This window comes from Peribacillus sp. TH27 (assembly GCF_016650915.1).
In the GTDB taxonomy this organism is placed as follows: domain Bacteria; phylum Bacillota; class Bacilli; order Bacillales; family DSM-1321; genus Peribacillus; species Peribacillus butanolivorans.
Map to the genome: position 1 here is coordinate 4,164,605 of NZ_JAEKEV010000002.1, position 15,398 is coordinate 4,180,002.

The window sequence follows — 15,398 nt, forward strand, 5'->3', positions numbered from 1 at the left end:
TGTATACAGGTTTTTTTAGATTGTTCCACTGAACTATCCTCGCTATAGGTCCTTTTTCTTATCTCTAAATATTAACAGTGTTGTTTAACAAATCCTTATTTTGATATTGTTGCAATTAATTTATTGACAATTTAAAATATTGTTGTTATTTTAATGTTACCGGTAACATTCTAGTAACAAGAGGAGGTCAAAATGATTATTGATGCTCATCAGCATTTTTGGAAGATTGACCGAGCTGACTATTCTTGGCTTTCAAAAGATATGGGAGTCCTCTATCAAGATTATCTTCCAGAAGATTTAGATCCCTTATTAGAAAAACAGGGTATTGCTGGAACTGTTCTTATCCAAGCTGCTCCTACATATGAAGAGACTTTATTTCTTTTATCATTGTATGAACGGTATGACTGGATTTATGGTGTAGTTGGCTGGATAGACTTATCTTCTCCAGCTTTTCCGAAGCAACTAGATTCGTTAATGAAACGACCGGGAATTGTTGGTTTGCGTCCAATGCTCCAGGATTTAGAAAATAGTGATTGGATATTACAAGAGCAAGTGATAGAAAATTTAAAATGGCTTATTAGATATAATCTTCCATTAGATTTATTAATTAATAATAAGCACATTTCATCGATTTTAACTTTATTGAAAACGCTTCCGAACTTAATGACAGTAATAGATCATATGGCTAAACCGAATATTACTAAAGGGGATTTAAGCGAGTGGAAAGAGGATATGTACTCTTTATCACTGTTTCCGAATGTTTGGTGCAAAATGTCGGGTTTAATGACGCAAGCGAATCCAGCTATTTGGAAAACTGAAGATTTTGAGCCATATATTCATCATATTGTGCAAACATTTGGTCCATCCCGTTTGCTTTTCGGCAGCGATTGGCCTGTATGTTTATCAGCTGGAAGCTATGATGACGCACTGCAGATTATTAAAAGAAATTTACCGGAAAATTTATCCGATAAGGAAATGGATAAAATATTTTCTAATAATGCGAAAGCCTTTTACAAATTAAAAGAAAGGGGAGATAGCCATGAGTAAGGTAGGCTATGAACAGGACGTAACGAGCATCGTTATGTCTGATCAAGATAATGTAGCGACTCTTTTGAAAGATGTAGAAGAAGAAGAAACATTACTATACGTCATCAATGGCCAAAAAGCGGTATTGACAGCCAAGCAATCGATTCCATTTGGACATAAAATCGCAATTAAACCGATTGAAAAATTAGCAACGGTTATCAAATATGGAGAAGTAATCGGTGCAGCGACAATTGATATCGAGCCTGGTGAACATGTCCATGTACATAATATTGAAGGAATCAGAGGAAGAGGAGATAAGGCGGAAGGGGAGAAACAACGATGAGCATGATAAAAGGGTACCGTCGTTCAAACGGGAAATTTGGAATACGTAATCATCTGTTAATTATCCCGACTGTCATTTGTGCAAATCACGTAGCCAATAGAATCCAGCAAGCTGTACCAGACTCTGTAGCTATTCCGCATCAGCATGGCTGCAGCCAGATTGGTGATGACAAGGAACGTACACACAGACTTCTTGGAGGAATGGGGAAAAACCCAAATGTTGGTGCAGTTCTTTTAATTAGCTTAGGCTGTGAGGTTATTGATGCCAAAGTTTTGAAACAAGAAATTGAAGAAGAAACAGGAAAACCTGTTGAGTGGCTTGATATCCAAGATGCAGGCGGAACGGTAAAAGCTATTCAAAAAGGGTCTGAATTGGCAAAAAGCTTATTCAAGGAAATTGAAAAAGTGCCACAAGTAGATGTTCCTATTTCAGAATTAATACTAGGTGTGAAATGCGGCGGTTCCGATGCTACATCTGGTCTGTGCAGCAATCCCGCTTTAGGAAAAACAGCTGATCAGCTCTTAAATCAGGGCGGAACCATTGTAATGGGTGAAACAACTGAAATTATCGGGGCTGAACATATTGTCGCTCAAAAAGCTGTGAGCGAAGAAGTGGCAAATAAGCTATATGCCTATGTGAATAAATTTGAAAAAGAAGTAGAACGCATTGGGGCAGATATGCGTGGCGGAAATCCAAGCCCAGGCAATATAGAGGGAGGCCTGTCTACTATCGAAGAAAAATCTCTTGGCTGTATAAGTAAAGCAGGTACTGCTCCCTTGAACGATGTATTATCTTTTGCAGAAGAAATTCCAGGGAACGGCTATTACTTCATGGATTCACCAGGGAATGATATCGAGTGTGTATCGGGTATGGCTGCTGCTGGTGTTCATATGGTCTGCTTTACGACAGGAAGAGGGACGCCGACTGGAAACCCAATTATTCCGGTCATCAAAATAACGGGAAATGAACATACTGCCATCAAAATGATCGATAACATTGATATAGATACAAGTCCTGTAATGAAAGGGAAAGAAACAACAGAAGAAGCAGGAAATCGTATTTTCGAAACGGTTCTTAAAACAGCACAAGGTGAGCTGACAAAAGCTGAAATTTTAGGCCATCAAGAATTTAGTATCAGCCGAATCAGCATCAGCCTGTAGAAACAAATAGGAGAAGGAGGATCTATATATGAGTAAATTAAAAAATCGAACAGCTCTTGTCACAGGCGGTAGCCGGGGGATTGGAGCAGCAATTGTCATGAGATTAGCTGAAGAAGGCGCCAATGTGGCTATTAATTATACATCACCAGGTTCATTTGAAAAAGCAAACGCTTTAAAAGAAAAAGTAGAAAAAGAGTTTCATATTCAAGCGATTGTTGTGAAAGCAAATGTTGGGGTGAAAGAAGAAGTTGACCATATGATAGACCAAGTGGAAAAAGAGTTAGGATCGGTAGAGATCCTAGTGAATAATGCTGGTATTGCTCCATTTGAACCTTTTTTGAGTCTTTCAGAAAAAACATGGGATGATACCTATCAGACGAACGTGAAATCGATCTTTTTGACAACCCAAAGAGTGGCGAAAAAAATGATCGAAAATAAATATGGAAAAGTCATTAATATTACATCAACTGCGAGTGTTCTTGTGACAAGTCCAGTAATCCCGCATTATATCTCATCAAAAGCAGCAGCTTCGCATTTAACAAAGGCCTTGGCGATTGAGTTAGGCAAATACAATATTAATGTAAATGCAGTCGGACCGAGCACCGTTGCAACGGATATGTGTGATGAATATTTGGCAGATCCTCAAATTCTAGCAAAAGAGATTGAAGCGAATCCAATGAAGAGACTTGGTACAGAAAAACAAATTGGTGATTCTGTTGTCTTTTTAGCCTCTGATGAAGCCGTGCAAATCAATGGGCATCTGTTAATGGTAGATGGCGGATTAACGGTTAAAGCGGCACAGCCTGAAGATCATATGAATCATGAACAGGAGGTAACATTATGAGACTACTCAACAAGATAGCAGTTATCACTGGCGGAGGAAGCGGCATCGGCAAGGAATCAGCCCGTTTATTCGCAAAAGAAGGCGCATTTGTTATCATCACAGACATTCATGCTGAAAATGGGCAAGGAACAGTTTCTGAAATAGAAGAAAATGGCGGAAAAGCAGCATTTTACGAAGTAGATGTGACGAATCCTGAAGCGGTTCAATCTGCAATACAACAGATTATTGAGACGTATAAAAAAATAGATATTCTATTCAACAATGCAGGAATCAGCAATGTGGGTAGAGTGGACGAAGTAGAGCCAGATGTCTGGGACCGAATTATGAGTGTAAATGTGAAGGGGGTTTATTTACCCTCTAAATACACGCTTCCTTATATGATGGAACAAAAAAGTGGAGTAGTCATCAATATGTCGTCTTGCGCTGCGGAAATGGGTCTAGTTAAACGTGCCGCATACTCAGCAACGAAAGGCGCTGTACTTGCTCTGACAAAAGCCATGCAAGTGGACTATGCCCCTTATAATATTCGAGTAAATGCTTTATTGCCGGGCACCATCTTAACTCCATTTGTTGAAGATTATTTGAAAAATTCATATGATGATTCTGAAATCGCAATCGGATCGATCAAGAAAAGACAGTTAAGCGGAGAATTAGGAAGACCTAGTGATGTGGCAAAGGCTGCACTATTTCTAGCTTCAGATGAGTCTACGTTCATGATGGGATCGCCTTTATATATTGATGGCGGAGTTGTTTTTGGGAAAAATGCATAAAAGGAGAATGAAACTATGAAACTAGCTACTTTTATAAAAGGTGAAAATCAGAAACTGGCTGTTCAGATTGAGAATAACTTAATAGATATCGAAGAAACTGCTAAGAAGAATGAATGGAACAATATAGTAACAGATGTGATGCAAGTAATTGAATTCAACCAATCCGAACTAAAAGATTTTGAAATAAAGGTTAATGAAGCTGTCACAAATGGAAGTGCAGTCGCTATTGAGGAGGAAGGGCTTATATACGGTCCTAGTGTTACAAAACCTCATAAAATCATTTGTGTCGGATTGAATTACAGAAGACATGCAGATGAAACCAATGCACCGTATCCTGAAGTGCCTATCTTGTTTAACAAATTTGATAATACGTTAACAGGTCATCAAAGTGAAATTGTTATACCAAATGTAACGAATGAACTGGACTATGAGGTTGAACTGGGAATTGTAATTGGAAAAAAGACAAAGAACGTAACACAAGAAGCTGCTCTTTCTCATGTTTTTGGTTATTGTACAGTCAATGATTTGTCTGCAAGAGATCTGCAAATGAGAACACAGCAGTGGCTGCTTGGAAAAACCTGTGATGATTTTAGTCCAGTAGGACCTTTCTTAGTGACAGCGGACGAAGTAGGAGATCCAAACAACCTTAATTTGAAAACGTACGTAAATAATGAAATAAGACAAAACTCTAATACTTCCGATATGATCTTTTCTTGCGCAGAAATCGTAAGTTATATTTCCCAGCACATGACGTTAGAGCCGGGAGATCTTATTTTAACAGGTACACCTGAAGGAGTCGTATTAGGCTTACCGGCTGATCAGCGCGTTTATATTCAGCCAGGAGATGTGGTCACTGTTGAAATCGAAAAGCTTGGAACACTAACGAACAAATTTGTTCAAGAAAGTGAAAAGGTTTTGACTAATGCTTAAAGGAATCCCGCCTATTATTTCTCCAGAATTGATGAAAGTTATGATGGAGATGGGGCACGGTGATGAGATTGTACTTGCAGACGGAAACTATCCGGCTGCAAGTCATTCCAACCGGATAATCAATGGTCATGGACATGGCGTTGCTGATTTTTTACGGGCCATATTAGAATTTTTCCCACTAGATACGTATGTTACGTTTCCAGTCATGCTGATGAATCCTGTTCAAGGCGATGAAAAAAACCCTGTAATCTGGCAGACCTATGAAGATATAATAAAAAAAACGAGCGACTTTCCTGTCCAAATAGAAAAAATCGAAAGAACGGATTTTTACGAAAGAAGTAAGGCGGCATATGCCATTATCGCTACAAGTGAACGTGCACAATATGCGAATCTTATATTGAAAAAAGGTGTACTTTAATTAGTGAATCTAAAAGGAGTGAGCTATTTGCAAAAAATTCCGAATATTATGTATGTTTATGCGATTTTTGGTGGCTTGGCTGGACTTTTATATGGTTTTGATTCTGGTGCCATTTCTCCAGCGATTCCCTTTATTACCGAGGAATTTGGATTAAGCCCGGCCGGCCAAGGATTGATTGTAAGTTTCCTTCTTTTAGGAGCATTGCCTGCTATTGTTCTTTCAACCTCCTTATCTAAAGTATTAGGAAGGAAATCGCTCTTAATAGGAGCAGGCATCACGTTTATTGTTGGGTCTATTGGCTGTGCCTTCGCTACTAATGTAAGCGTTTTAATAGGATCGCGATTTATCCTTGGAATCGGATGCGGAATAGCCAATATGTGTTCGTTGATATATCTGGTTGAATTAGCTCCACCTAAAATCAGAGGATTAATTGGTGCATTATATCAATTAAGTGTAAATGTCGGAATTTTAAGTGCTTACATTGTAGGAGCTTCCTTCTCTGCTAGTGGTTCATGGAGAATCATGCTAGGAATAGGTATTATTCCTGCTGCAATCTTTACGATTGGGATGCTAATCTCACCCGAAAGTCCACGTTGGCTAATGACTGCAGGAAAAGAAGAACGTGCAAGAAAAGTATTAATGAAACTAAGAGGATCGAAGAAAGAAGTGGAAGATGAAATAAGCGATATTAATTATTCACTAAAACAGCAAACTGTCGGATTCAAGCATTTAGTTGGCCAGTATAAAAAGATTCTAAATATGAACTTCATATTAACGTTTTTTCAGGTCTTCACTGGGATTAATGCAGTAGTATACTTTGCTCCAATCATCTTTGAAGGAGTGGAAATTAACGGGTGGAGCGGATCGAATATAGCCAACTTCGGGATAGGTACCGCCTTAGTTATTTCCACGGCTATATCGCTATTCATTGTTGATAAACTGGGAAGAAAAACATTATTAATCTATAGTATTGGCGGGCAGGTCCTACCACTAATCGGTTTAGCACTATTTTCAGATTTTACGATATTTAGTATGGTTTGTGTGTTCTTATATGTATTCGCGTTTGGAATCGGTCTAGGTCCTGTATTCTGGCTATTCATCCCTGAAGTGTTACCTTTGCAGGCAAGAGCGATCGGAATGGGAGTCATTACATTTTTACAGTACACATTGAATTTTCTTTTTTCGTATACTTTCCCGCCATTGTTAAGTGTCATTGGAAATAATGTCTTCTTAATATACGCGGTATTATCAATAGTTGCTTGCGTATTTATTCACTATAAAACACCAGAAACCAAAGGGAAAACTTTAGAAGAAATTGAAGAGTACTGGCGTCAGCAAGATATGGAAAAAGCTATTAAACCTGCTTAAGGGTTTAACCCTTCCAATACAAGAACTAAAGATAGAACATCTATTGGAAGAATATTCTTCTTGCTAAGGGGACTGAGCAATGGGGAATTCTACTAAATAATTCTGCCAAAGGAACTGAAATAGGATAACCTTTTAAAATTGTAGTTGAAGGTTGATGGAGAATTTGATAAAATATAATTAATTAAAAAGACTATGTGTGACTGGCGAAACGCGGATAACCGTGAGGGAGCATATAGTGTCGTAGCCGTTCGCCTGGGCAGAGGTAAGGGAAATTATCCCTTGCCTCTTTCTGTTTATTAGGAGAGGATAGTGAAGACTAAAATCCATTATTAGAGAATACACAGATTTTTATGAAATTTGATTAGTAGCTTGCTTAACATCTTGTTAATTAATTTAGGAATTTAAAAACTATCATAAATTAAAAGAGGAGAAATAATATGAGCACATTAATTTTAGAAAAACTGAAAACAATCAAAACCTTAAATAATATTGCTGAAAGCGGGTTAAATGTATTCAATAAGGATAACTTTACTATCGACAATGACAGTGAAAACCCTGATGCTGTTGTTCTTCGTAGCTTTAACATGCATGCATTAGAATTAGGCGATAATTTAAAAGCAATCGCAAGGGCCGGAGCGGGTGTCAATAATATTCCCGTCGACAAATGCACAGAGCTAGGAATTGTTGTTTTTAATACCCCTGGTGCTAACGCTAACGCTGTAAAAGAAATGGTACTAACCTCTTTAATGGCTTCATCTCGTAACCTTTTTGCCGGTGTGGCCTGGACAAAGACGTTAGAAGGTGAAGGAGAACAAGTTCCAAAGCTTGTAGAAGCAGGAAAGAAACAATTTGTTGGAAAAGAAATCAAGGGGAAAACTCTTGGTGTAATCGGTTTAGGAGCGATCGGTGCGCTTGTAGCTAATGATGCACTAGGTTTAGACATGGATGTGATTGGATTTGACCCGTTCATCTCTGTCGATACAGCTTGGAACTTGTCCCGCAATGTACAGCGCGCTATGACGATTGAACAGTTGTTTGCTGAATCTGATTATATTACTGTACACGTGCCATTAACTGATGATACAAGAGGAATGTTTAACCAAGAAACATTTAGCATCATGAAACCGGGCGTACATATTTTGAATTTCTCACGTGGTGAGCTTGTGAATGAAACGGATATGGAAGCTGCACTTGAAAGCGGGAAAGTTGGCAGGTTTATTACAGACTTCCCGAATGAAAATGTATTGAAAATGAAAAATGTAGTTCCAATCCCACATCTTGGTGCCTCTACGCAAGAATCAGAGGAAAACTGTGCTATTATGGCAGCTCGTCAAGTGAAGTTGTTCTTAGAAACAGGGAACATCAAAAACTCAGTGAATTTTCCAAACACTTCCCTTCCTTATACAGGAAAGCGTCGTGTGGCAACTTTCCACGAAAACGTTCCAAACATGGTTGGGCAGATCACACTGGCTATATCAGACTATAATTTGAACATCGCTGACATGGTTAACAGAAGCCGTGGTGGATACGCGTATACGATGATTGACATTGACGGTGAAGTAAACGGCGATATCATTCCTGGTTTAGAGGAAAAAATCAAACAAATCACAGGCATCGTTACAACTCGTATTATTTAACATACTTTAATTGAACAGGAAGAAAGCGTACTTTCCTGCTCAAATGATAAATATTAGTACAAGCCTCAATTCCTTTAAGGAGTTGAGGCTATTTTTATTTTAGGCTTTGTTAGACAGTAAGGCTGTTGATTTTTGAACAAATATAAGAGACTACTTATTGTGGTCTTCTATAGAACTAGCACCTGTTTCTATAAGAAAAGCGATTCCTATTAATGAATCGCGCCCGTTGGTTGAATGAGGAAAAGGTGTAATCCTTTTAGTAACATGCTCAGATAACCTTACTTTTCAATTGCAGTTTTTTTTATTTTAATTTCCTATGCCGGGCGAATTCATTAATACAATTCTCCAACCATCTGGATCTTCAATTGTAACACCTGATTTTTCCCAATATGGATTTTCTGGAGATACTGAATCATAACCCATACCTTTCAATCTATTTGTGATTTCTTCAATGGTTTTACTTTCAGGAATATAGAAGACAAGCAGATTATCATTTGTTGGAGCAGGACAAGGACTTCCATCTTTATGTTGAGTAAACTCTAAATGATAGTTTGAATTGGGAAGCCCAATCATTATACCGTCATATCCCTCGTGTCCTTCAAAAGAACCGATTTTTTTCAAGCCTAATCCCTCACAATAGAAGTTTACAACCTTTTTTAGTTGATCAGTAGGACGTGCAACTCGGATTTGCGCTACTTTCATTTCTTTTGGCCATTTATTTTCCATTGTCCCATTCCTCCCTGTAGATCGTTCCATAATTAAATCTATTTACTTGGCAACTACTAAAAATTTTATCAAATGAATACGTTAGGAACCTTCAGTAATTGGGATGATTCCCTTGCAACTTTGGTCGTAGCACTGTACAGCTTTAATGTAAAAATACCATTAATTGGATTCACTTTCAACTTTTCGTATTGTGCTAACCTGCCCAGCTTGATGCGTAAGAATAAGTGCCGATCTTGTCTTAAACATCATGATTTTTTTGTTCTAAGTAAAAGAATCGTCCCCTATGAATTACAGAGACGATTCCTTATGTGGCTTGTTACTTATTATTTACATGATTTTTCTGCCAATTCAAGCGTATACATATACAATTTTGGATCGGGGTTAATCCAGGCGCTTTCAAACACGAAAACAACTTTATAATTTTTGTTATCAGTATAGGTGACATAGTACATTCCCTCTTGCTCCTCTTCACTTACAGGTTTACCAATCAATCCCTTCAACTCAGATAAATGAATGGTTTGCAGCTGGGGATCAAAATCATCAATGGCGGTAATCGTTTTTCTACCTGTTGAATCGTCATAAAGGAATCGAACATTGCGGCTCCAATAATTGGCTGCAACGGTACTTAGATCCTCCGGTGGACCCCAGGCTTTTTCTACTTTTTTCAACGAATCACCAACAGAAAAAGGTTTACTGTTAATCGATTGTTGGGATTCATAAGCTAAACCCATGATTTTTCGTATCAAGAGATCTGGCGTAGACTTCGATGATTCTGAAGCAGCAGAAGCAAAAGCTGCGCCTCCGCTAAACATGAGAAAAGCAAGTGTTAAAATGGTGAAGCTTCGGATAAAACCTTTCACTTGTTTCAAAATTAAACACCCTTTCTAAACAGGAATTGACGAATCACCCTAAATATAATACGTATTTTTCAAAAAAAAAGAACACTGAAAATTCTTGTTAACCCAACCGTACTCTACAGGAGGGAACATACTGCTTCAACCGATATCCCCGCAAAATTCTGATGCTGCAGTTAATCACTTATTAAAGTAAAGAAAAATAATAGCCAAAATTATTACCCCTTTTATTAGTAGTAACAACAAAAAACGAATTTACAGCGGTAAGCAAATATCCATAAAAAATCCGGTCTTCAAAGAAAACCGGATTTTTAAATAAATTTAATGATGATGTTCATGACTTTCTTCTTGTTTATGCATACCTTTTTGCAAGATTTTTAAATCACTTTCAGAAAGTTTTCCTACGATAAACTGTTTTTGAGGCATAATTATTGAACCATCGTTACTAGCATGTACTTTTATATAGTATAGACCATCACTATCAAAGTTTTTCCTTAAACTATATGTGCCGTTTCCCTCTTCCTCAGCTTGTTCCATACTATATTTGAGAGAGCCATCTTGTTTCCATATTTCAAAATGAACAAAATCTGCGCCTACAACCCTTTTACCACCTTGAGTAAGAACAGCCTTTATAGTCTCCTGTGTATTAGCTGAAAAGGATTCTGGTATGATTATTTCCGATTCAAGAGGTGTTTCTTCTTTGTATAGAGTAGTGACATTCTTTTCAAGTGAACACGCACTTAGCAATAGGATGAAAATAAAGATTAAAAAAATACATATATTTTTTTTCACGGCAAAAGCCACCCTTTACATTTCGAATTATGCATTCATAAACTTCTTAACTACAGATATTCTTTTAATAATTAACCAGTCAATTAGCCACACAACAATAAGCGACAAACCAACCAAAGGAAACAAAATTCCTAGACCTATTAACAGAATTAGAAAGGATTTCATGTTCTTTATATGAGGAGATTTAGGTGCACCTAATCCTTTTTTCGGCTTTCGCTTCAACCATAAATAAAAACCACTAACGGCAACAAGAATAATTCCTAAACAAATAAGAAGGCTGAATATTTGATTAATCAAACCAAATTGAGTCCCTTTGTGCAAGGTAATTCCCCATGCAACTATTTTTCCAATAAAACCGTAATGATCATAACGATAATCAGCTAAAACTGCCCCAGAATATTGGTCAACATGAATAGTTGCTTCATCTTGTGCTTTCGGTGGAAAAGCTGACAATGTATAGACGCCATCTGTTTCATTTGGAATATTTATGCTATAACTTGGATGCATACCCTCACGATTCGCAATCGTAACTACATCATCAATGGACAGTGGGATAAAACCTTGAATATTTGAGATAGGTACATCTAAATTTTCTGCTGCCCAAGGTACATCTGCAATATCTTTTGTTTTAATTGAGGATGTTGGAGCACTTCCTGACCATATAGAAGGAGGATACCCAGATCCAGAATTGGTAGCTAAAGATTGAAAATTACTTCCCCAAAAACCTGACCAAGGTAAACCAGTCATAATTAAAAATAACATTCCTGCTGATATCCAAAAGGCAGGTACTGCATGTAAATCTCTTCTGAAAATATTTTTTCCTTTATTTATTCTTGGAAAAAGAACACCAGAAAGACTTAGCTTATTTTTGGGATACCATAAATAAAGACCAGAGACAATTAACACAACTGCCCAACACGCAGCTAACTCTACAATTCTATCTCCTAAGGTGCCAGCCATTAGTTCACCATGAATTTCTTCGATTTTATCCATAATTCTGTCTTCATCATTTAACTCTCCAATAGATTTACCTGTATAGGGATCTATAAAAATTGTAAGTGACTCCTTATTAGAAGTAATGCTTACTTCGCTCGAACGAGAGGCACTTTCTCCGGGATGATATTTTGTCACCACTGCATCAGGGTAAAGTTTCTTCACTTTCTCAATCTGCTGGGATGCTGGTATTTTATCTCCTTGAGGGGTAACCTCGTGGTAGTCTTGATAAAGTACTTGTTCAATCTGTGGCTTAAATAAATAGATTGATCCAGTAACTGCAAGAATAATAAGTAAGGGTGCAAAAACAATTCCAGCATAAAAATGCCATCTCCATACTGTTCTATACAGAGAGGTGTTTGTTTGTTTTTGATTTTGTATAGTAGTTTTTGTTTTAACAGTTTCCATTTATATAGGACCTCCTATTTCTTTGAATAGTACTAGTAAATTCACTTATATTGATGATAAAAAAGAATTGTGAGAAAAATATGAAGTTTTATTAAAAAAAGGAAATTAAAGTTATTCTACCGCGCATTATCATTATTTAAATAAATTTCCCACTTCAACTAAACTTACCTGTTATTTAATAGCCTTATACAACTGGAACTAAGGAGAGAACGTGCAGAGAAGAAATTTGCAAGTAGTAGAGTAGGATGGAATGGAGGGAAATGAGGTAAGTGTGGCGAAAGTAATCTATAGAAATGTGTGGAAGAAATAGGAGAGCAGCATTATCAAATGTTGAGGGATCAATACTCTACTAATTACCATGAATTACGGTGAAGACTAGGCGCGCTGTTTGTAAAAAAAATTATGAAGGAGTGTCAAATATGCCCAAAAAAGATTGTTCGAAATCGCTGTGCCAGTGTTTCATTGTACCTAGCTACATTCTTGAGAATTTGGCACAAAATGAAGTAGAAGCAGCACGGATCAGTTTAGCGAAAAGCCGTCAAGTGCGCAGACGTAGAATCATGAAAGAATATGATATTAACGGTGTTATTGCTTTAACTGATGCAGGATCAGAACGTAAAGGTGAATCTGCTCGCCATGTTTATGATTGTAAAGGAGGGACCAAACTCCGACAGAATGAGGCTAGGAAAGAAGGAGATCGATCAAGTGGGGATTCTGTAGTTAACCATGCATATGATTATAGTGGAGTTGTGCGTGACTATTTCAAGGATGTTTTACACCGTAATTCAATAGATAACGAAGGCCTTGATCTAATTCTGAACGTTCATTATGGGGATAAATTTACAAATGCCTATTGGGACGGAGATGAAATGGTATTTGGTGACGGCGATGGGGTTATTTTTAGCAATTTTGCAAATTCACTTGATGTAATTGGACACGAACTTACACATGGTGTTACGCAGTTCACCAGTGGATTGGAGTATGAAGGCCAGTCAGGGGCTTTGAATGAACATCTCTCAGATGTGTTTGGAGTGACTATCAAACAATTTCATTTAAAGCAATCAGCACAAGATGCGGATTGGTTAATCGGTGCTGATATAATGGGACCAACACTAAAAGGACAAGCTCTCCGTTCCATGAAAGCTCCAGGTACTGCATTTGACAATAAATTAATGGGGAAAGATATGCAGCCTGATCATATGAAGAACTTCTATCGAGGAGAGCGAGATAATCATGGTGTCCATATCAATAGTGGGATACCAAACAAGGCTTTTTATCTTGTATCTATGGAGATTGGAACGGACAAAGCAGCTTTGATTTGGTTCAATGCCATGCAGAATTTATTTGCAACGGCGAATTTCAATCAATTCGTACAAATTGTTATCAAGGCAGCACAAAAACTTGTTGATAGTGGAGAAGTTACTGAGACAGCTATAAAAACAATTGAAGATGCTTTCAAAGCGGTTGGACTGCCTGAGTAGTTATATTCTATGAATAGGAGGCTTCATTCAGCATGCATATCCAATTTAGCTGCATAGGGGGATTTGCCAACCTCGACTTGAATTTTCAGATAGATACAAATGAATTGCCGCAGGAGAAAAATGAAGAATTAAAGAATTTAATGAAGACAGCTGATCTTTCTAATCCTCATCTAAGTAAAATGGTCGGAGCTAAATCTCAAGGAGCGGACGCGTTTTCATATCAGCTGGATATAGTAAATGAAAAAAAGAAACAGTCCTTCTCATTTACTGACACAACAGCTCCAGAGGAAGTACGGCCCTTATTAGATTATTTACGTAATTTAGCCATTGAAATAAAAATGGCAGAATAACAACAAAGAATAACTATAATCAAATTTTGGAGTTAATAATTTAACAGCAATCCTTCTGTGCTGGTGGCGGCAGGAGAGGACATCCATTAAAGGTCCGGGCGGTTATCGTTGGAACTACGGTTCTAGGGTGCTGCGGCAGGTTTTAATCCGTACAGGGGCGATATTGTACGAGCTGCAGTCGGTCGAAAGATCGGAAGTTCAGAAGGGCATATCATACGGATACCAAACGAGGGGACGTAAGGAATGCGACTTTGCTTCTTATATGCCTCAGACTATCCGTTTGACGTGTGTAAGGGGCAAAGTCTGCTCTCAGCCGTTTCCAATCCTTCGGCTCAGTAAGTCAAAGAGCGTAAGGGCGGTCAAGCAAAATAGCGATTATTTAGTAAAAAAATAGACGATAACTACATAAAGCTTACTTGTTAAGGGTGGGGAAACACAGTCTCGGCCTGAGTAAGGCAAGCAAGCGATAGCGCGGTAGGATCCAGCGCAAATATATGATATAGATACGTCACTCAATCCGGGTGGCGTTTTCTCGTAGGTTGGCTGCCATTGTGATTGTTAAAGAGAACTTTTTTTAAAACAATTACCTGAATAGTAAAATTATAACTTTGAGCATATTAGGCTGATAATTTCCTAATCTATGCTGTGTTGTGTTTTACATTTAATTGGAAAGGGAAAAAGTAAATGAAAAAAAAGTTTAAAACTGGATTGTTATCTTTAATAGCTTTGATGTTAGTTTTTTTATCTGTAGGGCCCTCAGTGAGTGCAGAATCAATGTCTACGAAAGAAAGTGAAGAAGTAGCTAAGTTGGAGAAAGATCTTAAATTTCTAATGGAGGAAGCTGCTATCTATGATTCGGAAAATAATGTAGTAGGCTTTCATTTTGATAAATTAGAAGCTGAATTTGGTGAAATAGACGAACTTAAAATTCTCCAACAAGAGATTGAGTCTTCAAGTTGTGAGCTTGCAGAAACTACAGTGATTAATCCTATACAGCCATTAGCTGCTAAGAAGAGTTGGAAAAGTTGTATGGTAGCTTCTTTAAAAGACCATTTTGGAGTAGCACTTATTGAAGTAGCTATGACTGGAGGCTTATGGGCTTATTTACAGAAAAAGGCGTATAAAGAAGCAGCCAAACTATTAATTAAAATTGGTATAGGTGGAAATGCAATTGGTTTAGCTGCTACTCTTACTTGGTATGGAACTAGATGTCTAGAGGGTGTAGGCCCTTGGGCTATTAATACGGTTGAAATGAATGATTCTATTTTAAATAAAGAATTTTATAGTATAGTTTGAAC

The 15,398-nt window shown here is 37.6% G+C and carries 16 protein-coding genes and 1 riboswitch; of the genes, 12 read left to right on the forward strand and 4 right to left on the reverse strand.

The window, feature by feature from the left end:
• Window positions 1-192: 192 nt before the first annotated feature.
• The 9 genes from JFU24_RS21460 (at window position 193) to JFU24_RS21500 (ending at window position 8,496) form a co-directional block, all read left to right on the forward strand.
• Window positions 193-1,047, forward strand: coding sequence for an amidohydrolase family protein (locus tag JFU24_RS21460; RefSeq protein WP_201250436.1), 855 nt, complete (start codon window positions 193-195; stop codon window positions 1,045-1,047).
• Window positions 1,040-1,369 carry a UxaA family hydrolase gene (locus tag JFU24_RS21465; protein ID WP_053347607.1) on the forward strand — a complete coding sequence of 110 codons (330 nt, stop codon included), beginning with the start codon at window positions 1,040-1,042 and terminating at the stop codon, window positions 1,367-1,369. The genes JFU24_RS21460 and JFU24_RS21465 overlap by 8 nt, the downstream gene beginning before the upstream one ends.
• Window positions 1,366-2,529, forward strand: a complete 1,164-nt coding sequence (locus tag JFU24_RS21470) for a UxaA family hydrolase (RefSeq protein ID WP_201250437.1) — start codon at window positions 1,366-1,368, stop codon at window positions 2,527-2,529. The genes JFU24_RS21465 and JFU24_RS21470 overlap by 4 nt, the downstream gene beginning before the upstream one ends.
• A gap of 28 nt (window positions 2,530-2,557) precedes the next feature.
• Window positions 2,558-3,373, forward strand: coding sequence for an SDR family NAD(P)-dependent oxidoreductase (locus JFU24_RS21475; protein WP_201250438.1), 816 nt, complete (start codon window positions 2,558-2,560; stop codon window positions 3,371-3,373).
• Entirely contained in the window at window positions 3,370-4,143 is a 774-nt protein-coding gene (locus tag JFU24_RS21480) for an SDR family NAD(P)-dependent oxidoreductase (RefSeq protein ID WP_201250439.1), read from the forward strand. The genes JFU24_RS21475 and JFU24_RS21480 overlap by 4 nt, the downstream gene beginning before the upstream one ends.
• 15 nt (window positions 4,144-4,158) lie before the next feature.
• Window positions 4,159-5,073, forward strand: coding sequence for a fumarylacetoacetate hydrolase family protein (locus JFU24_RS21485; RefSeq protein ID WP_057219796.1), 915 nt, complete (start codon window positions 4,159-4,161; stop codon window positions 5,071-5,073).
• Window positions 5,066-5,491, forward strand: coding sequence for an RbsD/FucU family protein (locus JFU24_RS21490; protein WP_057219797.1), 426 nt, complete (start codon window positions 5,066-5,068; stop codon window positions 5,489-5,491). Before JFU24_RS21485 ends, JFU24_RS21490 begins: the two co-directional genes overlap by 8 nt.
• Before the next feature lie 27 nt (window positions 5,492-5,518).
• On the forward strand, window positions 5,519-6,859 hold the full coding sequence (locus JFU24_RS21495; protein WP_200964801.1) for a sugar porter family MFS transporter: 1,341 nt from the start codon (window positions 5,519-5,521) through the stop codon (window positions 6,857-6,859).
• A gap of 186 nt (window positions 6,860-7,045) precedes the next feature.
• A riboswitch (ZMP/ZTP riboswitch) is annotated at window positions 7,046-7,124 on the forward strand.
• Between the two features lie 172 nt (window positions 7,125-7,296).
• Window positions 7,297-8,496, forward strand: coding sequence for a phosphoglycerate dehydrogenase (locus tag JFU24_RS21500; RefSeq protein ID WP_201250440.1), 1,200 nt, complete (start codon window positions 7,297-7,299; stop codon window positions 8,494-8,496).
• 306 nt (window positions 8,497-8,802) lie between these two features.
• On the opposite strand, the gene JFU24_RS21505 is transcribed toward JFU24_RS21500, so the two are convergent.
• The 4 genes from JFU24_RS21505 to JFU24_RS21520 form a co-directional block, all read right to left on the reverse strand.
• Window positions 8,803-9,222 carry a VOC family protein gene (locus JFU24_RS21505; RefSeq protein WP_201223139.1) on the reverse strand — a complete coding sequence of 140 codons (420 nt, stop codon included), beginning with the start codon at window positions 9,220-9,222 and terminating at the stop codon, window positions 8,803-8,805.
• A gap of 323 nt (window positions 9,223-9,545) precedes the next feature.
• Complete coding sequence (locus JFU24_RS21510) at window positions 9,546-10,082, reverse strand: DUF4309 domain-containing protein (RefSeq protein ID WP_313889287.1); 537 nt, start codon at window positions 10,080-10,082, stop codon at window positions 9,546-9,548.
• Between the two features lie 315 nt (window positions 10,083-10,397).
• A complete protein-coding gene (locus JFU24_RS21515; RefSeq protein WP_201250442.1) occupies window positions 10,398-10,868 on the reverse strand; it encodes a FixH family protein in 471 nt (156 codons plus the stop codon).
• 27 nt (window positions 10,869-10,895) lie between these two features.
• On the reverse strand, window positions 10,896-12,269 hold the full coding sequence (locus JFU24_RS21520) for a PepSY-associated TM helix domain-containing protein (RefSeq protein ID WP_201250443.1): 1,374 nt from the start codon (window positions 12,267-12,269) through the stop codon (window positions 10,896-10,898).
• Between the two features lie 419 nt (window positions 12,270-12,688).
• On the opposite strand from JFU24_RS21520, the gene JFU24_RS21525 reads away from it, so the two are divergent.
• From JFU24_RS21525 to JFU24_RS21535, 3 genes are all read left to right on the forward strand, one after another.
• Window positions 12,689-13,750 carry a M4 family metallopeptidase gene (locus JFU24_RS21525; protein ID WP_201250444.1) on the forward strand — a complete coding sequence of 354 codons (1,062 nt, stop codon included), beginning with the start codon at window positions 12,689-12,691 and terminating at the stop codon, window positions 13,748-13,750.
• Window positions 13,751-13,782: 32 nt separating this feature from the next.
• Window positions 13,783-14,100, forward strand: a complete 318-nt coding sequence (locus JFU24_RS21530) for a protealysin inhibitor emfourin (protein WP_201186581.1) — start codon at window positions 13,783-13,785, stop codon at window positions 14,098-14,100.
• A 684-nt stretch (window positions 14,101-14,784) separates the two neighbouring features.
• The gene (locus JFU24_RS21535; protein ID WP_057219801.1) at window positions 14,785-15,396 is read left to right on the forward strand and encodes a hypothetical protein; all 612 of its coding nucleotides are present in this window, start codon (window positions 14,785-14,787) and stop codon (window positions 15,394-15,396) included.
• The last annotated feature ends 2 nt before the right edge of the window (window positions 15,397-15,398 follow it).